The sequence below is a fragment of the Micromonospora sp. NPDC051543 genome (assembly GCF_044454415.1).
Lineage (GTDB): Bacteria > Actinomycetota > Actinomycetes > Mycobacteriales > Micromonosporaceae > Micromonospora.
Window position 1 is genome coordinate 125,882 of sequence record NZ_JBITDT010000011.1, and the last position, 23,448, is coordinate 149,329.

The following is a 23,448-nucleotide window of genomic DNA, read 5'->3' on the forward strand; positions in this document are numbered from 1 at the left end:
CATCGGTGGAAGCGCCGTTCGGGCGCCCTCGAAGGAGATTGCTTGATCTTCGCGCTCATGGTCAGTCATCCGTGTGAATGGCGAGTAACGTACCCGTTCACGTGACCATCAGGTAATTCTCGGTGCTGAACGATGTTCGTGCAGAGCGAGCCAGACCCGGTCGGCGGTGAGAGGCAGATCGGTGAAGCGGATGCCGGTCGCGTCGCGCAGGGCGTTCGCCAGCGCCGCCGCGACCGGATTGAACGGGCTCTCACTCATCGACTTCGCGCCCAGCGGCCCGACGGCGTCGCGCGTCCGGGCGAAGTGGACCTCCGTGCGCGGAATGTCGGCGAGGGTCGGCAGGTGGTACTGGCGGAACGCGGCGGTGGTGACGGTACCGCCCGGGTCGACGCGTACCTCCTCGCACAGGGCGGCCCCGATGGCCTGGGCGATCCCGCCCTCGACCTGGCCCCGGCACTGCATGGGGTTCACGACCGTGCCGGCGTCGGCGGCGTGGACGCTGCGCAGGATGCGGATCTCGCCCGTGTCCGGGTCGACCGCGACCCGGAACCACTGCGTGTTGAAGGCCACCGACCGTGGCGTGCCCGCGCAGTGCCCGTCGGCGGTCGTCTGCTCGCCGGCCGAGTGGGCGAGTTCCCACAGCTCCGGCAGGGGTAGCCGGTCGCCGGCGCAGTCGAGGGCGTCGGCGTCGAGTCGGCAGTGCGCGACCGGTACGCCGGTGTGCGTGGACGCGAGCGCGAGCAGGCGGTCGCGCAGCGCCTGGCAGGCCCGGAGAACGGCGGTGCCCGCGACGATCGTGCCGGTCGAGCCGAACGCCCCGGTGTCGTGTCCGACCAGGTCCGTGTCGGACTGGCGGATGGCGACCCGGTCGGGCGTGGTGCCCAGCGTCTCGGCGGCGAGCTGCTGGTGCACGGTGGTGCTGCCGTTGCCGAACTCGGCGGTGCCGACGGCGACCTCGAAACGCCCGTCGGGCAGCAGCGTCACCCGGGCGTCCGCGTAGTGCCCACCGGGTGGCGCGGTGGCGATCATCGACAGGGCCATGCCGTGCCCGGTGAGCCAACCGGGCGGTGCGGGCGGTCCCGCGTCCCGCGCGGCGGCGGCGACGACGTCCAGACACTGGTCGAGCCCGTAGCTGCCGACGGTCAGGTCGTCGTCGTGGCCGGCCGGCGGAACGAGTCGTTCACCGGGGCGTACGACATTGCGGGCGCGCAGGTCGACCGGGTCGAGGTCGAGGCGTCGCGCCAACTCGTCGAGGACCGACTCGACGGCGAAGCTGACCTGCCCGAGACCGTAGCCGCGGAACGCGCCGGCGGGGACGGTGTTGGTGTAGACCGCGTACCCGTCGACTCTCTTGTTCGGGCACCGGTACACCGACAGGGATTCGTGGCAGCCGTGGAACAGCACACCGGGCCCGTGGTTGCCGTACGCCCCGGTGTTGGAGACGACCCGCAGGCGGATGCCGGTCAGGGTGCCGTCCCGGCGGGCGCCGGCCGTCACCTCGACGGTGAAGGGGTGCCGGGTGGTGGTGGCGGTGAACTGCTCCGCGCGGGTGTGTTCGAGTTTCACCGGGCGGCCGGTCCGCAGCGCGGCGAGGACGACGAGGTCCTCGACGAGCATCTCCTGCTTGCCGCCGAACCCGCCACCGACCCGGCCGGTGAGCACCCGCACCCGGTCCAGCGGCAGGTCGAACAGCCGGCACAGCGCGCGGCGGGTGAGGAACGGCGTCTGGGTGCTGGAGCGTACGGTCACGCGTCCGTCGGCGTCGACCCAGGCCACGGCCCCGTGCGTCTCCAGGCTGGCGTGCTGCACACGTTGGGTGCGGAACGTCTGCCGATGGACGAGGTCGGCGGCCGCGAGCCCGGCGTCCACGTCGCCGACCTCGGCGTGGATCTCGCCGACCACGTTGTCGGCCGGTCGGGCGATGCCGGCCTCCGCGCCCCGGTCGCCGTGCAGGACCGGCGCGCCCGGTGCCATGGCCTCCTCCGGGTCGACGACCGCCGGTAGCAGCTCGTAGCGCACGACGACGCGTCGGCAGCCCTCCTCGGCGGCCGCCTCGGTGTCCGCGACGACGGCGGCGACCCGCTGCCCCACGTGGCGCACCACGTCGTCCAGGAGCCGGGTGTCGGCCGGGTCGTCGCTCGGGTGCTCGTGCTGCGCGGTCGAGTAGCGACGGTCGGGGGCGTCCGCGTGGGTGAGCACCGCGTGGACGCCCGGTAGGGCGAGCGCCGCGCTGGTGTCGACGGCCAGGATCCGCGCGTGCGGGTGGGGCGAGCGCAGCACCTTCAGGTGCAGCAGACCGGGCACGTCGACGTCGAACGTGTACCGGGCCGCGCCGGTGACCACCTCCCGACCGGCCGGCGCCGGCACGTTCGCCCCGACCGCCGCGCCCGAGGCCGGCTCGTGGACGTGGCGGTCACCGCGAACGGCGTCCTCGATCGCCCGGTAGCCGGTGCAGCGGCACAGGTTGCCCTTCAACGCCTGCGGGAGCGCGTCGAGTTGGCGCTCGTCGAGCGCGGCGGCCGTCATGATGAACCCGGCCGTGCAGAAACCGCACTGGAAGCCCTGCGCGTCCAGGAAGCGCTGCTGCACGGGGTGCAGGCCGTCGGGCGTGGCCAGGCCGCCGATGGTGGTGACCTGACGACCCCGGGCCCGGACCGCCGGGTAGACGCAGCTGTGCACGGGCTGGCCGTCGACGTGCACCGTGCAGGCGCCGCAGTCGCCCGTGTCGCAGCCCTTCTTGACCCCGAAGCGACCGCGTTCGCGCAGGTAGGTGCGCAGGCACTGGCCGGGCCAGGGCGCCTGCGCGCACGCCGTCCCGTCGACCACGATTCCTCCGGTGGTCACCACGTGCTCCTTCCGGCGAGTTCGGCGCGGATCTGCTCGGCGAACAGCAGGGTGAGGTGGCGTCGCCACCGCGGCAGACCGTGCACGTCGTCGACGTACCGCTCGGCGGGGATGTCGTCGCTGACGGCCCGCCGCAGGGTCCCGGCCGTGGGCAGGGCGTCGAACCGGAGCTGCACCGGCCGTACCGTGGACGCGGTCACGGTGAGCACGAACGACCCGTCCGGGTCGGCGCGGCCGACCAGCAGCGCGGCGGACCGGCCGCCGACGAACAGGGATCCCCGGCGGAACGCGGTCGGGCTGCGCAGGGTGGCGGCGGGCAGGGTCATCGACCGCAGGAACTCCCCGGGTACGAGGGCGGTGGTGCCCTCGCCCGTCACGAAGTCGGCGACCGCCAGCTCACGTCGGCCGCCCTCGGCGGTCAGCAGCAGGCAGGTGCCGTCCAGGGCCGCGCCCAGCGAGATCATCGGGCCGGCCGGCAGCGCCGTGCACAGGTTGCCGCCGACGGTCGCCGTGTTCCAGATCTTGAACGAGGCGAGGAACGCCTCGCAGCAGCGCCGGACCAGCTCCCGCAGTGCCGTCGGCCGCACCGCCGTGGACCGGGCCAGCTCCGCGATCGTGCACGTCGCGGCGATGTCCAGGCCGCGCGGTGTGTCGGTCACCGGCGGCCAGTCCTCGCCGGTCAGGTCGCGGAGCCGGCGGAGGTGCCGCTGCGGTTCGGAGAACAGGTACGTGCCACCGGCCAGCCAGGCGTCGCCCGGCTGCCAGCGACCGGCCGACGCCGCCGGCACCACGGTCCGTACCGAGTTCAGATCCACCCCGCACACCCCGTCCCGCGAACCCGGTCGGCTCACCTGACAGCCATCTCAGCAGTGCGGGAGGTCGCAGCCCATTGGCGCACGACACGAACGCGGTCGTGCGCTCAGCGCCGTGAGTTGGGCGTTCGCACAGCGGGCTCGGGGCTCAGTGACGTTGCAGCTGCAGCGCGAGGTACAGGTCGACGCGGTCGTCGAAGCGGTGCAGCTTGCGGCCGGTGAGCTGCTCGATGCGCTGGATGCGGTAGCGCAGGGTGTTGACGTGCACGTGCAGTTCCTTCGCCGTGCGGGTCCACGAGCCGTCGCAGCGCAGGAACATGTCGAGAGTGTGCACGAGGCGGGCGTCGTGCGCGCGGTCGTACTCGGCGAGGGGGCGCAACAGCCGGCGGTGGAACGCCCGTCGGGCCTCGGTCGGGACGCCGGCCAGCAGCAGCGCGTGCGAGGACAGGTCTGAGCTGGACACCACCGCCACCCGCTCCTGCCCGGTGACGGCGTACCGGTAGGCGTGGCGGGCCTCCTCGACCGCCGTGTCCAGCGCGTCGACCCCGGATGCCGCGGCGCTGATCCCGATGGCGAACCGCTCTCCGCCCAGAGCCGGTGTCAGTGCCCGCGTCGCCTGACGGATCCCCTCCACGAGGTCGGCCGGGCTGACCTCGCCGGGGGAGTCGACGGGGATGACCGCGTGGACCTCGTCGCCGACGGCCGCGATGGCCGACGTGGGCGCCAGCGGCCGCACGACCTCCTCGACGACGGTGAGCGGCAGGTCGCCGGGCGTGGCCGTGGCGGTTCCGGCGGTGAGAGCGAGGAAGGTGGCGTCCGGGTCCAGGCGGCACGCTTCGAGACGTGCCGCGATCTCGGCGGGCGCGGCCCCGCCGACCAGCGGTCGCAGCAGGAGCGCGGCGAGGCGACGCTCGACGTGCAGGTGCCGGTCGAGGTGGGCGCGTTCGAGGGTGAGCAGGGTGACCAGCCCCTCGACGGCCTGGCGGCGCTCGGGCGCCCAGGTGGTCACGTCGCCCGCGCAGGCCAGGAACCACGCGCCGACCCGCCGGCCCGGGTGGGCGCTCGCGCCGAAGAGCGAGACGCGCCGGTCCCGTCCAACGCCGAGGACGTGCGGCAGCCGAGGGGCGGTCAGGAACGTACGCGCCAGACGGGCGCACAGGTCGCCGTCGATCGGTGCGGTCCCCGCGACGAGCCGGCCGGTGGGCGACAGGACCCAGCAGGGGATCTCGGCGGCGGCCGACGGCAGCAGGTCGGCGAGGTGCGCGTCCTCGGTGAGCGCCGCGATCAGACCCTGGTGCCGATGCACGGTCGCGGCCAGTCCGGTGGCTCTCTCGACCCGCAGGGCGGCGCCGATCGCATCGCTGACGACGGTGAAGGACACCTCGACGGGTACCTCGAACACGGGGACGTCGTGACGTGCGCACGCCTCGACGACATCGGCCGGGACGGTGCCGAACGCCGCCGCGCCGGCCCCGACCGCGCTGACGCCCGCCCGCGCGACGGCCGCCGCGAACACCTCGGAGTCCGTCGGACCGCGTCTCCACATGAGACCGGTGAGCACCACCTCGCCGCCGGACAGGTAACGGCTCGGGTCGAGCAGGTCGGTGGTGAAGAACTGCTGGATCACCCGCTCGCCCTGGCTGTGGCCGCTGAGCAACGTCAGTTTGAGGCCGGCCTGGCCCAGGAGGTCGTTGAGTCGCATCGACAACTCCTTGCCTTGGAGGAAGCTCCAGAGACCGTAGGGCGGCAATGTTTCAAGTTCGGTTCGCTCGCCCAATGCACCCGGCTCGATGTCGCTGCTTGACTACCGCCACCGCGAAGTGGAGGGGAGGTCCGGTGCACGAGCGTCTGACGTGGTTCAACGCGTTGCCGGCGGCCGACGCCGAGCGGGAGTTGTCGGCGTGCTGCGCGTCGCCGTCGTGGGCGCGGGCCGTGGTCGCCTCCCGTCCCTACGCCACCCCGGAGGCGCTCGTCACCACGGGATCCGCGACGCTCGCCGCCCTGCCCTGGCCCGACATCGCCGAGGCGTTGGCGGCGCATCCCCGGATCGGGCAACGGGCCGACGGCGACGGGCGGGACGCGACCTGGTCCCGCCGCGAGCAGGCCGGCGTCGCGGACAGCGACGAGGCAACCCGGCTCGCCCTGCACGAGGTCAACCGCGCCTACGAGGCGCGCTTCGGCCACCTCTTCCTGATCTTCGCGAACGGACGGTCGCCCGCGGAGATCGTCGCCGCCGCCACCGCCCGGCTCGCCAACGGCGCGGCGGCGGAGCGGGAGGTGGTCCGGGCCGAGCTGAGCCGGATCACGGCGCTGCGACTGACGAGGCTGATGGACGAGTGAGCCTCTCCACGCACGTCCTCGACACCGCCCGTGGGGAACCGGCCCAGGGAGTGGCGGTGCACCTGTACCGCTGGGCCGGCGACCGGTGGATCGACGTCGCCACGGGGCGTACGGACCCCGACGGGCGGCTGCGCGACTGGGTGCCCAAGCGGCGCTGGGCCCGGGGGACGTACCGACTCTGCTTCGACACCGCCGGCTATCTCGGCCTCGGGGCGTTCTTCCCGGAGGTGTCGGTGGTGTTCGTGGTCACGGATGTCTGGCGGCACGTGCACGTGCCCCTGCTGCTGAGCCCGTACGGCTATTCGACGTATCGAGGGAGTTGACCCGTTGGACGTTGTTCTCGGCCCCCACCAGTACGGCAAGGCCGAAGTGCGGCTGGTCCACGTCGTCCGCCACGGCGAACGGCACGACCTGACCGACCTGACGGTCGGCGTCGCGCTCGCCGGCGACCTGGCCGACACCCACCTGACCGGCGACAACAGCAAGGTTCTGCCGACCGACAGCCAGAAGAACACGGTGTACGCCTTCGCCCGCCGCCACGGCGTCGGCGCGATCGAGGACTTCGGGCTGCGCCTGGCACGGCATTTCGTCGAGTCGCAGCCCGCCATCACCCGGGCGACCGTCGACATCCACGAGCACGCCTGGGGACGCCTGGGCCCGCACTCGTTCGCCCGCTCGGGGACCGAGACGCGGACGGCGACGGTCACCGTCGACGGATCGGACGCCGTCGTCGTCTCCGGGCTGACCGGGATGGTGCTGATGAACACGACCGACTCGGAGTTCTTCGGCTTCGTGCGGGACGCGTACACGACGTTGCCCGAGGCGCACGACCGGATCCTGGCCACGGCCGTGGACGCCCGCTGGCGACACGCGACGAGCGGGAGCGACGACTGGGCGGTCTCGTTCGGCGAGGTACGGCGGCATCTCGTCGAGGCGTTCGTCGACACGCACAGCCTTTCCCTGCAACAGACGCTGCACGCGATGGGGCAGCGGGTGCTGGAACACCGGCCGGAGATCACCGAGGTACGGATGTCGCTGCCCAACAAGCACCACTTCCTCGTCGACCTCGCGCCCTTCGGGCTCGACAACCCCAACGAGGTCTTCCACGCCCCCGACCGCCCGTACGGGCTGATCGAGGGCGCGGTGCGTCGCGACGACGCGCCACGGTGGGTCGAGTCGTGGTGGGACGTGTGACCTCGCCCCGGCCGGAGCGCATTGTCATCGAGGGCTGCGCGGTCGCGACGGTCGACGGCACGGGCCGCGAGTACGAGCGCGGTCACCTGGTCGTCGAGGGTGGACGGATCGTCGCCGTCGGGCCCGGTCCGGCGGCCGCCACGGACGAGGCGGTGCCCGTCCGGCGCGTCGACGGCACCGGCTGCCTCGCCACGCCGGGGCTGGTCAACACCCACCACCACCTCTACCAGTGGGTTACCCGGGGCCTCGCGCAGCAGGCCGACCTGTTCGGCTGGCTGACCGAGCTGTATCCGGTGTGGGCGCGCATCGGCGAGGAGGACGTCTCGGCGGCCGTCGGCGCGGGGCTGGGCTGGCTCGCGCTGTCCGGCTGCACCACGACCACCGACCACCACTACGTGTTCCCGGCGGGGGCCGGCGACCTGTTCGCCGCCGAGGTGGCCGAGGCGGGCCGGGTGGGGCTGCGCTTCCACCCCGTCCGCGGCTCCATGGACCTCGGCGCGTCCGCCGGCGGTCTACCTCCGGACCACCTCGTGGAGGACACCGACGCCGCGCTGGCCGCGACGGCCGACGCGATCGACCGCTTCTCCGATCCCGCACCGGACGCGATGGTCCGGGTCGCGGTCGGCCCCTGCTCCCCGTTCTCCGCGAGCGAACGGTTGATGCGGGACGCCGCCGCGTTGGCGCGGGACCGGGGCGTCCGACTGCACACCCACCTGGCCGAGACCGTGGACGAGGAGGACTACTGCCGGGCCACGCACGGCTGTGCGCCCGCCGAGTACGCCGAGCGGCTCGGCTGGCTCGGCGACGACGTCTGGCTCGCGCACGGCGTGCACCTGGACGCCGACGCCATCGGGCGGATCGCGGCGACCGGCACGTCGTTGGCGCACTGTCCCAGCTCCAACGCCCGGCTCGGCGCGGGCATCGCCCCCGTGCGGGACCTGCTCGACGCCGGCGCGTCCGTCGGCCTCGGCGTCGACGGCGCCGCCTCGCAGGAGGCCGGACAGATGGTCGCGGAGGTACGCCAGGCGCTACTGGTGGCCCGCCTGCGGGGTGGGCCGACCGCCCTGACCGCGCGCGAGGCGCTCACCCTCGCCACCCGTGGCGGCGCCCGCTGCCTCGGCCGCGCGGACGAGATCGGCTCACTGGAGGTGGGCAAGCTGGCCGACGTCGCGCTCTGGCGTCTCGACGGGCTCGGCCACGCCGACATCGCCGATCCGGTCGCCGCCCTCGTCCTCGGCGCGCCGCCGCCGGTGGAGCTGCTGCTCGTCGGCGGTCGACCGGTCGTCGAGGGCGGCCGTCTGACCACCGTCGACGAACGGGACCTGCTCCTGCGGGCCCGACGGGCAGCGGGTCGGCTGCGCGACGCATCCCGGTGACGGCCCACCCGACAGCGAGGACAGGAGTGCACGTGCCGACGATGACCGAACGGGAAATCCTCAGCCCCGAGGCGCTGGAGTTCGTCAGCGAGCTGCACCGGCGCTTCGACGCCCGCCGGGCCGAACTGCTCGACCGTCGCGCCCGGCGACGCGCGGAGATCGCCCGGACCGGTCGACTCGACTTCCTGACCGGGACGAAGGACATCCGCGAATCCGAGTGGCGGGTGCCCCCGCCGCCACCCGGTCTCGTCGACCGGCGCGTCGAGATCACCGGACCCACCGACCGCAAGATGGCCATCAACGCGCTCAACTCCGGCGCGCAGGTCTGGCTCGCCGACCTGGAGGACGCCAACACGCCGCACTGGGCGAACGTGATGGCCGGGCAGATCAACCTGTACGACGCCGTACGCGCCACGATCACCCACGACGCGCCGGACGGGCGGCACTACGCCCTGCGCGCCGACGGGCCGCTCGCCACCATCGTCGTACGACCACGGGGCTGGCATCTCGACGAGCGTCACGTGCTGGTCGACGGCGTGCCGGCCGCCGGCGCGCTCGTCGACTTCGGCCTGCACGCCTTCCACAACGCGCGGGAGTCGATCGCGCGGGGCGTCGGCCCGTACTACTACCTGCCGAAGCTGGAGAGCCACTCCGAGGCGCGACTCTGGCACGACGTGTTCGCGTACGCCGAGGACACGCTCGGCGTCGGACGCGGCGCGATCCGCGCGACCGTGCTCATCGAGACCATCACGGCGGCGTTCGAGATGGACGAGATCCTGCACGCGCTCGGACCGCACGCCGCCGGGCTCAACGCGGGGCGCTGGGACTACCTGTTCTCCATCATCAAGAACTTCCGCGAACGGACCGTCCTGCCCGACCGTGCCGCGATCACGATGACCGCGCCGTTCCTTCGCGCGTACACCGATCTGCTCGTCGCGACCTGTCACCGCCGTGGCGCGGTCGCGATCGGCGGCATGTCGGCCTTCGTGCCCGGCGGTGACGCGCAGCGGAACGCGGCGGCCTTCGCGCAGGTCCGCGCGGACAAGGAGCGGGAGGCGAACGACGGCTTCGACGGCTCCTGGGTGGCCCACCCCGCGCTGGTGCCGGTCTGCCGCGAGGTCTTCGACGGCGTCCTCGGACAGCGGGACAACCAACTGGACCGCACGCGCGACGAGGTGCGCGTGCCCGCCGACCGGCTGCTCGACTTCACGGTCACGGGCGGCGAGGTCACCTCGGCCGGGCTGCGGACCAACGTCTCGGTCGCGCTGCGATACCTGGAGGCCTGGCTCCGGGGCGTCGGGGCCGTCGCCATCAACAACCTCATGGAGGACGCGGCCACCGCCGAGATCTCCCGCGCCCAGGTCTGGCAGTGGGCGCACCAGGGTGTCCGGCTGGCCGACACCGGCGAGACCGTCTCCGCGGACCTCGTCCGACGCGTCGTGGGGGAGGAGCTGGCCGGGATCCGCAACGCCGTGGGGGAGACCGCCTACGCGGCCGGACGGTGGCCGGACGCACGCGCCCTCGTCGAGCGGGGCGCGCTGGACGACGAGTTCGTCGACTTTCTCACGGTGCCCGCGTACGAGGTCGTCGACTGATGGGCCGCCGACTGCACGAGCGGACCGGCCTCGAACTGGACCGCCGGCTCGCGCCGGTCGACGAGGCGCTGCGGCGTCGCTACCCGGGTGAGGCCCCCGGTCGGCAGCCGGTGCACACCGTCTACGTGCCGGCGGACCGGTACACCCCGGACCTGTGCCGGCGCTGGGGCGAGCAGGCGCTCGACACGTTGAACGGGTGCCCACCCCTGCCGTTCGGAGTGGAGCTGCGCGACCGCGTGCTGGCGAAGCTGTCCACCGAGCCCATCGAGGATCTCCGTCTCGACTTCGAGGACGGCTACGGCGTACGCGACGACGACGAGGAGGACGAGACCGCCCGGGTCGCCGCCACGGCGCTGCGGGACGGCCCGTGCCCCGCGTTCGTCGGGCTGCGCTGCAAGAGCCTCGACCCCGACAGCCGGGACCGGGCGATCCGTACCCTCGACGTGTTCCTCGACGCGCTCGGTCCACCCCCGCCCGGTTTCGTCGTCACCCTGCCGAAGGTTCGGGCCGTCGAGCAGGTCGCGGCCATGTCCCTGCTGTGCGCGGCGTTGGAGGCCGCGTACGCCCTGCCGGCTGGGAGCCTGCGCTTCGAGTTGCAGATCGAGACCCCGGAGGCGGTGCTGGGCGCGGACGGCACCGCCACCGTCGCCCGCATGATCACCGCGGCCCAGGGCCGCTGCGTCGGGCTGCACTACGGCACGTACGACTACAGCGCCGCCTGCGGCATCGCGGCCGCCCACCAGTCGCTGGAGCATCCCGTCGCCGACCACGCCAAGGCCGTCATGCAGGCGGCGGCGGCCGGCACCGGCGTACGCCTCAGCGACGGCTCCTCGAACGTGCTCCCGGTCGGCGACGCGACCGCCGTACACCGGGCCTGGCGGCTGCACACGAGCCTGGTCCGGCGGTCCCTCGCGCGGGGCTTCTACCAGGGTTGGGACCTGCATCCCGCGCAGTTGCCCACCCGGTACGCCGCCACCTACGCCTTCTTCCGCGAGAGCCGGGCGGCCACCGTGGAACGCCTCACGGCCTACCTGGACCGCCGGGCCGGTGGCGTGTTGGACGAACCAGCGACCGCACACGCGCTCGCGGGGTTCCTGCGCCGTGGGCTCGACTGCGGCGCGCTCGACCCGGACGAGGTCGGCGTCGACCGAGCCACCCTGGAGGCGCTGTGAGCTACGACCTCGTCCTGCGCTCGACGCGGGTCGTCACCCCGCAGGGCGAACGGCCGGCGACGGTCTGCGTCACCGACGGACGTGTCGAGGCGGTGACCGACCACGATGCCGTACCCGACGGGCCGGTCACCGACCTCGGCGACCTGGCCCTGCTGCCCGGCCTCGTCGACACCCACGTGCACGTCAACGAACCCGGGCGTACGGAGTGGGAGGGCTTCGCCTCGGCCACCCGCGCCGCGATAGCCGGCGGCGTGACGACGATCGTCGACATGCCGCTCAACTCCCTCCCGCCGACCGTGTCGGTGCCGGCCCTCGACGTCAAGCGCCGCGCCGCCGACGGCAGGGTGCACGCGGACGTCGGATTCTGGGGTGGGGCCGTGCCCGGCAACGCCGGAGACCTCGCGGCGCTGCACCGCGCGGGCGTCCTCGGTTTCAAGTGTTTCCTCGTCGACTCGGGCGTGCCGGAGTTCCCGCCGCTGGACCCACCGGCGCTCGACACCGCGCTGCGCGCGGTCGACGCCCTGTTCATCGTGCACGCCGAGAACCCCGACGACATCAGCGCCGCACCGCCGTCGCGCCGCTACGCCGACTTCGTGGCATCAAGGCCACCGAACGCCGAGACGGCGGCCATCGCCCAGGTGCTGGACGCCGCCCGTCGCGCCGCCGCGCGCGTCCACATCCTGCACCTGTCGTCCGCCGACGCCCTGCCGCTGATCGCCGCCGCGCGAGGCGCGGGCGTCAGAGTCACCGTCGAGACCTGCCCCCACTACCTCTGCCTCACCGCCGAGGAGGTGCCCGACGGCGCGACCGAGTACAAGTGCTGCCCGCCGATCCGCGACCGCGCCAACCAGGACCGGCTGTGGGCGGGCCTCGTCGCCGGTGTCATCGATTGTGTGGTCTCGGACCACTCGCCCAGCACGCCGACGCTGAAGAGACCGCCGAGCGGTGACTTCGCCGCCGCGTGGGGTGGCATCTCGTCGTTGCAGATCGGGCTGCCGGCGGTGTGGAGCGGTGCCCGGCGGCGCGGATACCGGCTGGTGGACGTCGTCCGCTGGATGGCGCAGCGACCCGCCGAGATCGCCGGGCTGGGCACCAAGGGGCGCATCGCTGCGGGATTCGACGCCGACCTCGTCGCCTTCGCGCCGGACGAGCCGTTCGTGGTCGACCCGACCGCGCTGCGACACCGCCACCCCGTCACCCCGTACACCGGGCGGACGCTGCACGGCGTCGTACGCGACGTGTGGCTGCGTGGCCAGCCGGTCTCGCCGGACGGACCGGCACGGGGACGCCTCATCTCCCGGAGCAGCCGATGACCACACTTCCCGACCTCGCCTCCCGGGCACTGTCCGGTGGCGTCGTCCACGCCAACGACGAGTTCTTCGCCCCCGCCGATCACCTCGTCGACCCGAAGCCGCCGACGTTCACCCCGGCCACCTTCGGGGCCAAGGGCCAGGTGTACGAGGGGTGGGAGACCCGCCGTCGGCGTACCCCCGGGCACGACCACGCCATCGTGCGGCTCGGCGTGCCCGGGATCGTGCACACGGTCGTCGTGGACACCAGCCACTTCACCGGCAACTACCCGCCGTACGCGGCGGTCGACGCCTGCCGCCTGGACGGGCATCCGGCACCCGAGGACCTCGACGACGCGACCTGGACGCCCCTGGTGCCCCGGGTGGCGCTCGCCGGCGACACCCGCAACGTCTTCTCCGTCGAACCGGGTCACCGGGTCACCCACATACGGCTGTCGATCTTCCCGGACGGCGGTGTCGCCCGGCTGCGGGTGCACGGCGAGGCCACCCCGGACCCCCGGTTCCTCGCCGGCGGCCTGGTCGACCTCGCGGCCCTGGAACACGGGGGTCTCGTCGTGGGGTGCAGCGACATGTTCTACGGCACGCCGCACAACCTCATCGCCCCCGGTCGGGCACGCACGATGGGGGAGGGCTGGGAGACGGCCCGCCGCCGCGACGACGGCAACGACTGGGTCCTGCTGCGCCTGGCCGCACCCGGCGTCGTCCGCGTCGTCGAGCTGGACACCAGCCACTTCAAGGGCAACGCGCCCGGGGCGGCGGCGGTCCGCGGGTGCGCCACCGACCCGGACGACCCGGACGGCTGGTTCGACCTGCTGCCGGTGACCCGCCTGCAACCCGACACCCGGCACCGCTTCCTGGTCGCGGACGCGGACGCCGCCACCTGGGTACGCCTCGACGCGTACCCGGACGGTGGAATGGCCCGGCTGCGTGTCCTGGGTGAGATCACCCCCGCCGGCCTGGCTACCCTGCGAAGGCGGTGGTCGTCGGCGTGAACCTGGCGTCCGCGGGTCTCGTTGCAGGTGCGTGGGGTCGTCATCGGGAGGACGGAACGTGCGGGCTCGTGGGACGTCTCTGCGCGGTCGTGGCTGGGTCGCCGGCCTGGTCGCGGTCGGTGTCGCCGCCGCCGTCGGCATCGGAGTGACCGCGTACGCGCGTCAGGACGAGACGGTCGGACGGTCGCTGTCCGACGAGCAGATGTCCGCCGTGCTGTCGGCGGGGCACGCCTGCCCGATGCTGTCCTCGGCCCGGATCGCCGGGCAGCTCATGGCCGAGTCCGGCGTGGACGTGAACGCCACGCGCACGGTGTCCGGCGGCACTGGCCTGACCGGCCTCGACGATCAGCAGTGGCAACGCTGGGTGCCCTGGCCAGGCGCGCAGCGCACCGACCCGGCCGCCGCCGTGGCCGCCCTGTCACACCTCATGTGCCAGCTCGGCGGTGAGATCCGGCAGGCCGGCGTCAAGGGCGACCCGTGGCGGCTGTCGCTGGCCGGCTTCCGGTCCGGCGTTCCGGCGGTGACCAAAGCTGGTCGGGTCCCCGACTCGGCCACCGAGTACGTCGACCGGGCCGCCGGCTACGCCACCTACTACCAGGGCCTGCCGCACTTCGCGGACGCCGGCGAGCTGGCCCTCACGGCCGGGGCAGCCCCGGACGCCGTACCCCTGCCCGAAACGCTCGCGCCCGTCATCGCCGCCGCCGGCCGGCGGTGCCCGCAGGTCCCCGCCGCCGCGCTCGCCGGTCAGATGATGGCCGTGTCCGGGTTCCGGGCGGACGCGCCGGGCGGCGTCGCCGGGGTGCCACCAGAGCTGTGGCAGCGGTACGCCCCCGCCAACGCCTCGCCGTCGAAGGCCGAGGACGCCGTCGGCGTGCTCGCTCTCGCGATGTGCCGACTGGCGAAGGAGCTGGCCGGGCTGCCGGGCGACCCGTACCTGCTCGCGCTCGCCGCGTGGCGGGCCGGCGAGGACACCGTCCGACGCGCCGGGGGCGTACCGGACGCGAGGACACTGTCCTTCCTGGACCAGGTCCGCCGGTACACCGACTACTACCGGCTCGACACCCGCCTCGGTGTCCTGCCGGTGGCCGCGCCGTCGCCGTCCGCCCCGGTGGGCCCGTCGAGGTCGCCCGCGGCCACCCCATCGAGGCGGGCGAGTGCGCCGCCTCCCGCGTCGCCGAAGCCGGGGACGCCCAAGCCCAGTGCGAGCCGGAAGCCCTCGGGGACGATGTTCGCGCACGAGCGGTCCGGCCAGTGCCTGGACGCGGGCGCCGCCACCGACCTGCTCGCCTCCCGGATTCAGCCGTGTGACCCGGACAAGGTGTCGCAGCGGTGGAACGTGCGGTCGGACGGCACGATCCGGTCCGCCCGCAGCGGACTCTGCCTCGAGGTCAACGACAGCGGCGTCACCGACGGCACCCTCGTGCAGACCGCCACCTGCGACGGTGCCGACACCCAGCGCTGGACCCTGCGCGACGACGCCCTGATCAGCCCGGTGAACGGCGGCATGTGCGTGGACATCGGCTGGGACCTGGCGACCACGGCCATCTGGACCTGCAACTACGACGCCGACCAGACCTGGCGGCCGGTCACCTGATCGGCCGTCCGCCTCCGGTGAGGGAAATCCCCGGAGATCGACCCACGGCTCTCCCGGTCGGACCTGTGCCCGCCCGCCGCCTGGTTGTCTGTCGGTGCCAACGATCACCGGCGCACAGGAGGCAGCCAGCATGGCGATCACCGACATCACCCCGGAAGAAATCGAGGCGGCGGCCGACAACCACCAGGCCGCGGAGGCGGACCTCGACAAGCAGCGTACGGGTCTCGACGACACGGTCAACGACCTCTACGCGGCCAACTCCGGTTACCTCATGGAGACGCTGAACAAGGTCCAGGACGAGTGGAGCACGGACATGATCGGCATCCTCAAGCTCCTCGACGACTGCGAGCAGTTCCTGCGTGAGTGCAAGACGGAACTGGAACGGCTCAACCAGGAGCAGGGCAGTTCCCTCTCCTGATCGCCGTCCTCCATCAACCTTGAGAAGGAGCATCCGCCGTGACGGATCCGGGTTACATCAAGTACGACTACGACTCCATGGACGTCGCCTACGACGAGATGAAGCGCATCAGCGACAACGTGATCACCCAGTTGGACGTCCTCGAGCAGGAGGCCAAGAGGGTTCTCGCCTTCAACGGTGAATACGTCGCCGCCTACGACGCGAAGGCCCAGAAGGTCCGGGACGGAATCACCACGCTGAACGACACCACGCTTGCGCGAAGCAAGGACCTGGCCGACAAGTTCGCCGACTACCAGTCGACCGACAGGAAGCTCGGCTCCCGGTAGACCGCAGGGGCGGCGGGGATTCTCTCCGCCGCCGCCCGCACCTCGTGACGCACACCTCGGTCCGGAAAGGAGCAGTGGAGCAAATGGCCAGCTCGGACAGCACCGAGATCGACCTCACGGCGTTACGCGACGCGGCGAGGCAGATCGAGGACCTCATGACCGACGGCAGCATGACGATCTTCGAGACGGCGGCGGACACCAGCACGCTGGAGGCCGGCAAACTCGACGCCGCCCAGTGGCTCGAGGCCATGGTCGCCGACCGCGGTGCCGGCCTGCGCCAGCACGCCCTCGACCTACAGGCGTCCTTCGAGGCACTCGGCACCAGGCTGCGCACCATCGCCGACATCTTCGAGCAGCAGGACCAGGCCAACGGCGACTCGTTGCAGGGCAAGGCCGTCGACGAGATCGAGACCTGGACCGCATCGGTCGGCGGCCTCACCATCCCGCCCGCCGATGGCGAGGAGACGTACGACACCGGCGACAACGTCAACCGCGACGGCGCGCGCCTCGGCTTCGAGGTGGACCCGATGACGGGCGAGGCGCGGAAGGCCGACGACGGCAGCATCGAGGTCACCCTGCCGGCGCCGGAGGACCTGAACGTCACCGTCTTCCCGGACACCTCCATCACCCCACAGGTGCTCTTCACCGACACCGACGTCCTCGACTACGACTACGAGGGCGGGTTCTTCACCGACGGCGAGAACAACCAGTCCGTGCCGCAGAGCACCAGCTTCACCACGACCGTCACGCCCGAGGACGACGAGAAGTAGGCCATGCCCGAGGATTCGGTCGGCTCACTCCAGACGCCCGCCCCCCGTGGGCAGACGTTCGCCTCGCTGCACGTGTGGACGGACCTGCAGCCGTACGTCAGCGAACTGGTGGACAACACGGCGGAGACCGGCAACGCCTGGCACGACGCGGGGGCCGCCTTTGACAAGGCCGCCGCCGAACTCGCCCGCATCAACGACGAGTTCGACCGGATCAAGACGGCCCTGGACCCGGGCTTCGTCGGCCAGGCCGGTGACGCGTTCCAGGAACGGACGACGGAACTGCTCAACCACAGCCGGGCCGTGCACGACCGGCTGGAGGGGTACGGGCAGCTGGTCGGCGACGTCGGGCACGACATCAAGGTGTTCGCCACCGCCTTCTGGGAGGCGGTGGAGACGTTCCACCAGCTCACCGACCAGCAGGAGAAGCTGTTCGAGGGGGCGGTGTACGACGCGTACAACGCGGTCGAGCTGTCGCCGCCGGCGGACATGTTGCAGAAGGCCCGCGACGCGGCGTACCAGATGGTCGAGCAGAACATCATGATGCCGCACATGCGGCAGCTGCTGATGACGCTGAGCGACAAGTACGTCATCAAGGGCGAGGCGCTGGACCCGCTGGAGATCACCCCGCCGAACGTGTTCACCAGCGCGGCGGACGACTCGTCCTCGTCCAACGGGGACGACGACGACTCCTCGTCCAACCAGGATGACGACGACTCCTCGTCGAACGACGACTCCTCGTTGTTGGACGACGACATCTCCTCGTCGAACAACAACGACGAGCGGGACGACGCGGCCGAGGACCGGGCGAACGACGCGATCGACAACCTCCAGGACGCCGCGCCGGACGGCAGCGCGGGCGGGTCGACCGGCGGCTCGTCCGGCGGGGGCCTCGGCGACGGCGCGCTGAACAGTGACGGCTCCGGGGCCGGCGGCAGCGACGGCTCCGGGTCCGGTGGCGGCGACGGTGCCGCGGAGCGGCAGGCCGCCCTTCAGGACGCGCAGAACGCGGCCAACGACGCCATCGACAGCCTCTCGAACCCGGCTGGCGGTACGTCCGGCAGCGAAGGCGCGCCGAGCGGGGAGACCTCCGGCGCCGGTGCGGGCGGTGGCATGCCGGGCATGGGCAGCGGTGGCAGCCCCGGGTCCGGCAGCTCGGGGGGCGGCAAGGGCAGCGGTAGTGGCGGGGGTCCGAGCAGCGGCAGCAGCCCCGGCAGTGGCGGTGGTAGTCCCGGCGGCGGCATGCCCGGCGGGGGCTCGGGCAGTTCCGGTGGCGGCAAGGGCAGCACCGGTGGCGCTGAGCAGGCACGGCAGAAGGCGTTGGACGACGCGCAGAAGGCGGCGAACGACGCGATCGAGGGTTTGCAGTCGGCCGGTGGCGGCATGCCGGGCAGCGGCTCCTCGGGAGGCGGCCTGCCGACCGAGTCCTCCGGCCCGTCCAGCGGCTCGGGTGGCGGCACCGGGCCCGGCGCGGGCGGTGGACAGCCGTCCGAGGCGGCCCGGCAGCAGGCCCTGAACGACGCCAAGAAGGCCGCCGACGACGCCATCGCGGACCTGTCGGGCAAGTCCGGCGCGGGTGGCGCCGAGCGTCAGCAGGCGCTCGACGACGCCCGGCAGGCCGCGGACAAGGCGATCGAGGACCTGCTGGGCAAGGGCGACGCCAGCACTCCCGCGGAGGCCGTGCAGGACGCCCGGGACGCGGCCACCGACGCCATCGACGATCTGTTGGAGGAGAACGAGGCAAGTGACGCGGATCCGGAGTCCAAGGAGCAGCGTCGTGCGGCGCTCGAGGACGCCCGGGACGCGCTCGACGACTCCCTCGAGGACATGGCCCGATCGGCGGACACCACGGATCCCCAGGATGCCCTGCACGACGACGCCGTCCGCGAGGCCCGGGAGGCGGTCGACGCCGCCATCGACGACCTGGTCGCGGACGCCGAGGCGCAGCCGGGCGAGAGCGCCGAGGAGAAGACCCGGATCGAGGCGCTGGAAGACGCCCGCGAGAGCGCGACCGAGGCTCTCGACGACCTGACCGAGGAGAACGGCGTCCACACCGGGGACGGCCGGCCGACCAGCCTCGCCGACTTCCTGCGGGGGACCGGTTCGGGCGGCGGCCTGGGCTCGGGTGGGAGCGGCTCGGCCGGTGGCGGTGGCGGCGGCTCGGCAGGGAGTGCGGGCGGTGTCGGTACCGCCGGCGGCCCGCTCACCGACCTCCGACCCGCCGTCCCGGTCGCGCAGGCCGGCCCGGCGGGCCCGGGGGCCGTCGACCCGTCCGCCGGGCAGGGCATGCCGATGATGCCGCCGATGGGTCAGGGCCACGGGCAGCAGCCACCCCGCGACCGGGAACGCAGCATCTGGCTGGAGGGCGACGACGAGGCCTGGCAGGAGAACAGCGACGGGGCTTCCGCCGAGGCGATCGGGCGGCCGTCGTGACCGTCGCGTTGCTCGAGGAGGCGGCGGCCCGGCTGAGCCGTACGCCGCCCGCGACCCTCTACGCCGCCGCAGACCGCTTCGAGGAGCGTCGGCAGACCTTCGCCGAGCTCGCCGACCGGTACCGTCGTGCCCTGCGTGACGCCGACGAGGCCTGCCGGACGACGGGCCCGTCGTCCTCGGTGCCGTCGTCGTCCGCCCACGTCGCGGCCGTGCTCGACCAGCTCGCCGCGACCGACTTCGCGAGCGCGCTGCGCCGGGCCGGCGACTCGCTGGCCGACGCCCGCGACCGGCTGGGCGAGCTGGTCGCCCGCCAGGCCGCGGATCCACAGACGCGACCCGATGGGTACGACGTGCAGGGCCAGGTCGTCCTCTCGTCCACCGGGGCGGCGCTACTGCGGGCCGGGCTGGACCTGCCGCCGCCGCCTCCGGTCACCGCGACCGGGCGGGAGCTGGCCGGATCGGCGCCTCCCGGCGTCGAGCTGTTCGCCGGCGACCTCGACCCCGACCGGGACGTCCCACCCAGCCCGCCCGGTGCCGCGTCGCCCGGCGCGGGCTCACCCATGATGCCGATGATGCCGATGGGCGGGATGGGCATGGGCATGGGCGCGGTCGGCGCGCAACAGCGCGAGCGGCGCGTCGTCATCCCCGCACCCGTCGATCCCGGCCCCTGGGCCGAATCGTCCGACGGCTGGGGAACGCCCGGACGCGGCCGGACCTCGACACCCGTACGCCCCGAGAGGAGCCCGTCATGACCGACCAGCGACCAACCGGTGAGACCGCCGCCGGATTCGAGGCCGCCCTGCAGACCCTCGCCGAGGAACGCGAACGCCTGGGACGCATGCACGAGCGGATGGCCCAGGGCACGACGACCACCTCGAAGGACCGGATGCTGTCGGTCGCCGTGAACGCCCGCGGCGAGATCCTCAAGCTGACGTTCCACACCACCCGGTACCGCCAGATGGCCCCGGCCGAGCTGGCCGCGCTGGTCACCGAGACGATAGCGGCGGCCCGCGCCGAGTCCCTGACCCAGCTCACCGACGTCGCCGGCGACGAGGTGCTGCCCGGCATCTCGTTCCAGGATCTGGCCGGCGGCCGGGTCGACCTGGACCGGATGGTGAGCAGCTTCCTCAGTGCCTCCCTCGACGTCCTGCCGCCGGGCGCGGTGTCCCCGGCCGACCAGGCACGGCTGCGGGGGGACAACTGATGTCTGAGATCACCTCCGCGGACATTCCCGGTGTGCACGGCGTGGCCGACCGGCTCGGGACCGGCGGCGACCGACTCGGGGAGGCGCTCAGGGCCTTGCAGCGGGACCTCGACGCCGTCTACGGGTGCTGGGGAGACGACGACGCGGGCAAGTCGTTCGCCAACAACTACGTCGGGACCGCCGAACAGCAGCTCGCCGACATCGCCACGACGGTCGCGACCCTCGGTGGGGTCGCCGACAACCTGCACGTGATCGCCGACGCGTTCCAGCAACTCGACGCGCAGGGCGGCGGCTCGCTGGAGCTGACCAGCGAGTAGCAGAGGGCACGGAGGATTCGATGGCGGAGGATTCCGGGCCCGGGGTCGTCGACCTGCCCCCCGATCTTCAGCGGCTGCTGAAGGTCGTGGTCGGCATGGAGTGGCCCGAGGGCAACGAGGCGATGCTGCGGCGCATGCACGGGCTGTGGAGCGAGCACGGCACCGTCCTGCGGGCACTGCGCGAGGACATGCCCGGGTTGGCCCGTTCCCTCGGCGACTCGATGACCGGGTCGGCCGCCACCACGTACACCGATCTGGTCCGCTCCGACCTCCCCGGAGTCCTCGACGCCCTCGCCAGCGTCACCGACGAACTCGCCAAGACCTCGATGAACGCCGCCGCGGACATCCAGAAGACCAAGGTCACGATCATCGTGCAGCTGATCGTGCTGGCGGCGTCCATCGCCTGGCTGCTGGCCACCCTCTTCGGCGCGCTCTTCATCCCGGTGGTGGTGGCCACCGCGCGCGGCATCCTCTACGCGATCCTGCGCACGCTGGTCACGGAACTGGCCGCCGAGGTCGCCCTCGGCTTCGGCGTGGACCTTGCCACCCAGCTCGCCCAGATCGCCCGCGGCCTGCGCATCGGCGGCCTGGACACCCAGTCGTTGCTGGTGTCCGGCGTCGGCAGCGTGATCGGTGGCGTCGCTGCCGGCGCGGGCCGCCTCGTCGCCGGCGAGGCCGCCCGACACCTGGCCAACGCGTGGACGAGCACCACCCAGAGCATCACCGGCAATGGGATGCGCGAGATCAGGGACATCCAGTTCAAGGGCGCGTACGCCGCCATCTCCGCGACCGCGCAGGGTGCCGGCGGTGCCATCGCGGACGCCAGCACCGGCGCCATCTTCGGGCAGGCGTTCAACTGGGGCTCGGTGACCGCCGCGACGATCGGCGGCGCGTCCGAGGGCGGACCCTCCAACGGCAGCCACGGCGGCGGCGTGGGTGAGGTGGCCGTGCCGGACGTGGACGGGCTACCCACCTACGCCGAGGCGGTCGGCGACGCCGAGAAGCCCGTCGACGCCGAGAAGCCCGGCGTCGAGGAGAAACCTGGGTTCGACGAGAAGCCCGACGCGAACGCGCCGGAGAAGTCGGCCGACACCGGCGGGGACAAGGCCGGAGACACTGCCGCCGACCGGCCCACCTCGGACGCCGCGTCGCAGGCGGATACGTCCGGCGCCACCGCCGCACCGGCGTCGCTGGGCACGCCCACCGCCGGTTCGACCACCGCGCCGACGACCGCCGCTCGTTCGGGCGGGACAGCATCGACCAGTCCGGCGGCGGCAGGCACCGGACCGGCCTCGGCCTCGGCTGCCCCGTCGTCGGCGTCCGCCGCGCCGACGTCCTCAACGTCGGCTCCGGCTTCGCCCTCCTCGGCCCCGGCGTCGGCGTCGTCGGCGTCGAATCCTGCGTCTGCGTCCTCTGCGTCGTCGGCGTCGGGTCCTGCGTCGGCATCGGCTCCGGCGACGTCTGCCTCGGCCCCGGCCGGATCGACGCCGTCCGTCGGCGCCGGCCCCGCCGCCGCGTCGCCCGCTTCGACGTCCGCTTCGACGTCGGCCTCCGCGCCGGGAGCTTCCTCGAACGGGAGTTCCGGGGTGGGGGCTGCGATGGGACCGTCGGCGGGTACCGCTCAGGTGACCGGCACTTCCGGTAGCGGCGCGGCGGGGGCTCCCACATCCGGGACGACCGCCGGCACCACACCGGTAGCCACAGTCGGCGGACCGTCGGGCGGGCAGACGAGCGGCAGTGCCACACCCACCGGTTCGACGCCGATGACCACTTCGTCGTCACCCGCCGGCACGTCAACCGGGGCGAGTGGATCGGCCGGTGCGCCCAACTCCACCACCGCGCCGTCCATGACGACGGCGGCCGGCGGTAGCCCGACGGCTACGACGACACCCGGCTCGACTGCCGCCTCGTCCCCGGCCCCGTCCGCCGCTACCGCCACGCCGGTCTCGCCGGCCAGCTCGTCGGCGGGACCGACGCCGTCGACATCCGCCTCCGGCACGCCGGCTGCCGCCTCGACGCCGTCGAACGCCGCCTCGACGACAACGTCGACCAGTTCACAGTCAACGTCGGCGCCGGTCGCTCCACTGCCGACGTCAGCACCCGCGCCGGCAACCGCGTCAGGCCCGCCGACGGCGCACCCCGCCACCTCATCGCCCGCCTCGACGTCGCCCGCCGCCTCGACGTCGGCGACCACTTCAGCGTCGGCCCCGACGTCAGCCTCCACTCCGCCCACGACGGGGACTCCACCCGCCCCTACGTCACCGACCGCGCCCGCGACACCGTCCCCGCCCGGAACCGCGACGACGACGCCGCCCACGGCGGGCACTGCGACGGCGACCGCGCCCGGAACCCCGGCGGCCCCGAGCCTCGCGCCGTCGACACCAACCACGACGCCGAATCCCACACCGACCGTGACATCGGGCCCGTCCGCGACGCCGGGCCCGTCCGCGACGCCGGGCCCGACCGCGACGCCGGGCCCGACCGCGACGCCGAACCCCACGTCAACGGCGACGCCGGTCTCCACCCCGACCGCGACTCCGACTTCCACTCCGACGCCGGCTCCGACCGCGACGCCGTCCCCGGCGGTTTCGCCGCCGACCACGATCGGCGACGCCCCGGCGGGCAAGCCGGCGCCGGTCGTCTCAACCCCGGATCCCGGCACGGGGTCCCGGCAGCACCCGCAGACCACAGGCTTGAGCGTGACCCCGCACGCCCCCGGGCCCGTGCCCACAACACCCGCGTCGAACAGTGGCG

At 73.2% G+C, this 23,448-nt stretch carries 23 protein-coding genes; 16 read left to right on the forward strand and 7 right to left on the reverse strand.

Going from position 1 to position 23,448, the window contains the following annotated elements; translation table 11 throughout:
- Window positions 1-108: 108 nt before the first annotated feature.
- From ACIA3K_RS21130 to ACIA3K_RS21140, 3 genes are all read right to left on the reverse strand, one after another.
- On the reverse strand, window positions 109-2,844 hold the full coding sequence (locus ACIA3K_RS21130; RefSeq protein WP_396803081.1) for a molybdopterin-dependent oxidoreductase: 2,736 nt from the start codon (window positions 2,842-2,844) through the stop codon (window positions 109-111).
- The gene (locus ACIA3K_RS21135) at window positions 2,841-3,659 is read right to left on the reverse strand and encodes an FAD binding domain-containing protein (RefSeq protein ID WP_396803082.1); all 819 of its coding nucleotides are present in this window, start codon (window positions 3,657-3,659) and stop codon (window positions 2,841-2,843) included. Before ACIA3K_RS21135 ends, ACIA3K_RS21130 begins: the two co-directional genes overlap by 4 nt.
- Window positions 3,660-3,804: 145 nt before the next feature.
- Window positions 3,805-5,358, reverse strand: coding sequence for a helix-turn-helix domain-containing protein (locus ACIA3K_RS21140; RefSeq protein ID WP_396803083.1), 1,554 nt, complete (start codon window positions 5,356-5,358; stop codon window positions 3,805-3,807).
- Between the two features lie 134 nt (window positions 5,359-5,492).
- Here ACIA3K_RS21140 and uraD point away from each other — a divergent pair, with 134 nt between their 5' ends.
- From uraD to ACIA3K_RS21220, 16 genes are all read left to right on the forward strand, one after another.
- Window positions 5,493-5,996, forward strand: coding sequence for a 2-oxo-4-hydroxy-4-carboxy-5-ureidoimidazoline decarboxylase (uraD, locus tag ACIA3K_RS21145; protein WP_396803085.1), 504 nt, complete (start codon window positions 5,493-5,495; stop codon window positions 5,994-5,996).
- The gene (gene uraH, locus ACIA3K_RS21150) at window positions 5,993-6,319 is read left to right on the forward strand and encodes a hydroxyisourate hydrolase (RefSeq protein ID WP_355047963.1); all 327 of its coding nucleotides are present in this window, start codon (window positions 5,993-5,995) and stop codon (window positions 6,317-6,319) included. The genes uraD and uraH overlap by 4 nt, the downstream gene beginning before the upstream one ends.
- 4 nt (window positions 6,320-6,323) lie before the next feature.
- A complete protein-coding gene (pucL, locus tag ACIA3K_RS21155; protein WP_396803086.1) occupies window positions 6,324-7,190 on the forward strand; it encodes a factor-independent urate hydroxylase in 867 nt (288 codons plus the stop codon).
- Window positions 7,187-8,566, forward strand: a complete 1,380-nt coding sequence (locus tag ACIA3K_RS21160; RefSeq protein ID WP_396803087.1) for an 8-oxoguanine deaminase — start codon at window positions 7,187-7,189, stop codon at window positions 8,564-8,566. The genes pucL and ACIA3K_RS21160 overlap by 4 nt, the downstream gene beginning before the upstream one ends.
- A gap of 41 nt (window positions 8,567-8,607) precedes the next feature.
- Window positions 8,608-10,161, forward strand: a complete 1,554-nt coding sequence (gene aceB / locus ACIA3K_RS21165) for a malate synthase A (protein ID WP_396803089.1) — start codon at window positions 8,608-8,610, stop codon at window positions 10,159-10,161.
- On the forward strand, window positions 10,161-11,333 hold the full coding sequence (locus tag ACIA3K_RS21170) for a DUF6986 family protein (RefSeq protein WP_396803090.1): 1,173 nt from the start codon (window positions 10,161-10,163) through the stop codon (window positions 11,331-11,333). The genes aceB and ACIA3K_RS21170 overlap by 1 nt, the downstream gene beginning before the upstream one ends.
- On the forward strand, window positions 11,330-12,646 hold the full coding sequence (gene allB / locus ACIA3K_RS21175) for an allantoinase AllB (RefSeq protein WP_396803092.1): 1,317 nt from the start codon (window positions 11,330-11,332) through the stop codon (window positions 12,644-12,646). The genes ACIA3K_RS21170 and allB overlap by 4 nt, the downstream gene beginning before the upstream one ends.
- A complete protein-coding gene (gene alc, locus ACIA3K_RS21180) occupies window positions 12,643-13,635 on the forward strand; it encodes an allantoicase (protein WP_396803094.1) in 993 nt (330 codons plus the stop codon). The genes allB and alc overlap by 4 nt, the downstream gene beginning before the upstream one ends.
- 58 nt (window positions 13,636-13,693) lie before the next feature.
- The gene (locus ACIA3K_RS21185) at window positions 13,694-15,229 is read left to right on the forward strand and encodes a ricin-type beta-trefoil lectin domain protein (protein ID WP_396803095.1); all 1,536 of its coding nucleotides are present in this window, start codon (window positions 13,694-13,696) and stop codon (window positions 15,227-15,229) included.
- A 130-nt stretch (window positions 15,230-15,359) separates the two neighbouring features.
- Complete coding sequence (locus ACIA3K_RS21190; protein WP_396803097.1) at window positions 15,360-15,647, forward strand: WXG100 family type VII secretion target; 288 nt, start codon at window positions 15,360-15,362, stop codon at window positions 15,645-15,647.
- Between the two features lie 38 nt (window positions 15,648-15,685).
- Window positions 15,686-15,973, forward strand: coding sequence for a hypothetical protein (locus ACIA3K_RS21195; RefSeq protein WP_396803099.1), 288 nt, complete (start codon window positions 15,686-15,688; stop codon window positions 15,971-15,973).
- Window positions 15,974-16,056: 83 nt separating this feature from the next.
- On the forward strand, window positions 16,057-16,743 hold the full coding sequence (locus tag ACIA3K_RS21200) for a hypothetical protein (RefSeq protein ID WP_396803100.1): 687 nt from the start codon (window positions 16,057-16,059) through the stop codon (window positions 16,741-16,743).
- Between the two features lie 3 nt (window positions 16,744-16,746).
- Window positions 16,747-19,173, forward strand: a complete 2,427-nt coding sequence (locus tag ACIA3K_RS21205; RefSeq protein WP_396803102.1) for a hypothetical protein — start codon at window positions 16,747-16,749, stop codon at window positions 19,171-19,173.
- Window positions 19,170-19,925, forward strand: coding sequence for a hypothetical protein (locus ACIA3K_RS21210; RefSeq protein ID WP_396803104.1), 756 nt, complete (start codon window positions 19,170-19,172; stop codon window positions 19,923-19,925). Before ACIA3K_RS21205 ends, ACIA3K_RS21210 begins: the two co-directional genes overlap by 4 nt.
- Window positions 19,922-20,377, forward strand: coding sequence for a YbaB/EbfC family nucleoid-associated protein (locus ACIA3K_RS21215; protein WP_396803106.1), 456 nt, complete (start codon window positions 19,922-19,924; stop codon window positions 20,375-20,377). Before ACIA3K_RS21210 ends, ACIA3K_RS21215 begins: the two co-directional genes overlap by 4 nt.
- Window positions 20,377-20,694, forward strand: coding sequence for a hypothetical protein (locus tag ACIA3K_RS21220; RefSeq protein WP_396803108.1), 318 nt, complete (start codon window positions 20,377-20,379; stop codon window positions 20,692-20,694). The genes ACIA3K_RS21215 and ACIA3K_RS21220 overlap by 1 nt, the downstream gene beginning before the upstream one ends.
- Window positions 20,695-20,761: 67 nt before the next feature.
- Here ACIA3K_RS21220 and ACIA3K_RS21225 read toward each other — a convergent pair whose 3' ends face one another.
- The 4 genes from ACIA3K_RS21225 to ACIA3K_RS21240 all read right to left on the reverse strand — a co-directional run bounded on the left by ACIA3K_RS21225 (window position 20,762) and on the right by ACIA3K_RS21240 (window position 23,425).
- Window positions 20,762-21,163, reverse strand: a complete 402-nt coding sequence (locus tag ACIA3K_RS21225; RefSeq protein ID WP_396803110.1) for a hypothetical protein — start codon at window positions 21,161-21,163, stop codon at window positions 20,762-20,764.
- A 3-nt stretch (window positions 21,164-21,166) separates the two neighbouring features.
- The gene (locus ACIA3K_RS21230; protein ID WP_396803112.1) at window positions 21,167-21,667 is read right to left on the reverse strand and encodes a hypothetical protein; all 501 of its coding nucleotides are present in this window, start codon (window positions 21,665-21,667) and stop codon (window positions 21,167-21,169) included.
- Window positions 21,668-21,976, reverse strand: coding sequence for a hypothetical protein (locus ACIA3K_RS21235; RefSeq protein ID WP_396803113.1), 309 nt, complete (start codon window positions 21,974-21,976; stop codon window positions 21,668-21,670).
- A 339-nt stretch (window positions 21,977-22,315) separates the two neighbouring features.
- Window positions 22,316-23,425 carry a hypothetical protein gene (locus ACIA3K_RS21240; RefSeq protein ID WP_396803114.1) on the reverse strand — a complete coding sequence of 370 codons (1,110 nt, stop codon included), beginning with the start codon at window positions 23,423-23,425 and terminating at the stop codon, window positions 22,316-22,318.
- Window positions 23,426-23,448: the final 23 nt, after the last annotated feature.

Excerpts from the sequence above, each read along its gene's own strand:
- aceB (WP_396803089.1), top strand. The coding sequence starts at position 8,608 with ATGACCGAACGGGAAATCCTCAGCCCCGAGGCGCTGGAGTTCGTCAGC.
- ACIA3K_RS21190 (WP_396803097.1), top strand. The coding sequence starts at position 15,360 with ATGGCGATCACCGACATCACCCCGGAAGAAATCGAGGCGGCGGCCGAC.
- ACIA3K_RS21140 (WP_396803083.1), bottom strand. The coding sequence starts at position 5,358 with ATGCGACTCAACGACCTCCTGGGCCAGGCCGGCCTCAAACTGACGTTG.
- alc (WP_396803094.1), top strand. The coding sequence starts at position 12,643 with ATGACCACACTTCCCGACCTCGCCTCCCGGGCACTGTCCGGTGGCGTC.
- ACIA3K_RS21170 (WP_396803090.1), top strand. The coding sequence starts at position 10,161 with ATGGGCCGCCGACTGCACGAGCGGACCGGCCTCGAACTGGACCGCCGG.
- ACIA3K_RS21225 (WP_396803110.1), bottom strand. The coding sequence starts at position 21,163 with ATGCCGCGCGCGGTGGCCACCACCACCGGGATGAAGAGCGCGCCGAAG.
- ACIA3K_RS21220 (WP_396803108.1), top strand. The coding sequence starts at position 20,377 with ATGTCTGAGATCACCTCCGCGGACATTCCCGGTGTGCACGGCGTGGCC.
- ACIA3K_RS21205 (WP_396803102.1), top strand. The coding sequence starts at position 16,747 with ATGCCCGAGGATTCGGTCGGCTCACTCCAGACGCCCGCCCCCCGTGGG.
- ACIA3K_RS21200 (WP_396803100.1), top strand. The coding sequence starts at position 16,057 with ATGGCCAGCTCGGACAGCACCGAGATCGACCTCACGGCGTTACGCGAC.
- ACIA3K_RS21215 (WP_396803106.1), top strand. The coding sequence starts at position 19,922 with ATGACCGACCAGCGACCAACCGGTGAGACCGCCGCCGGATTCGAGGCC.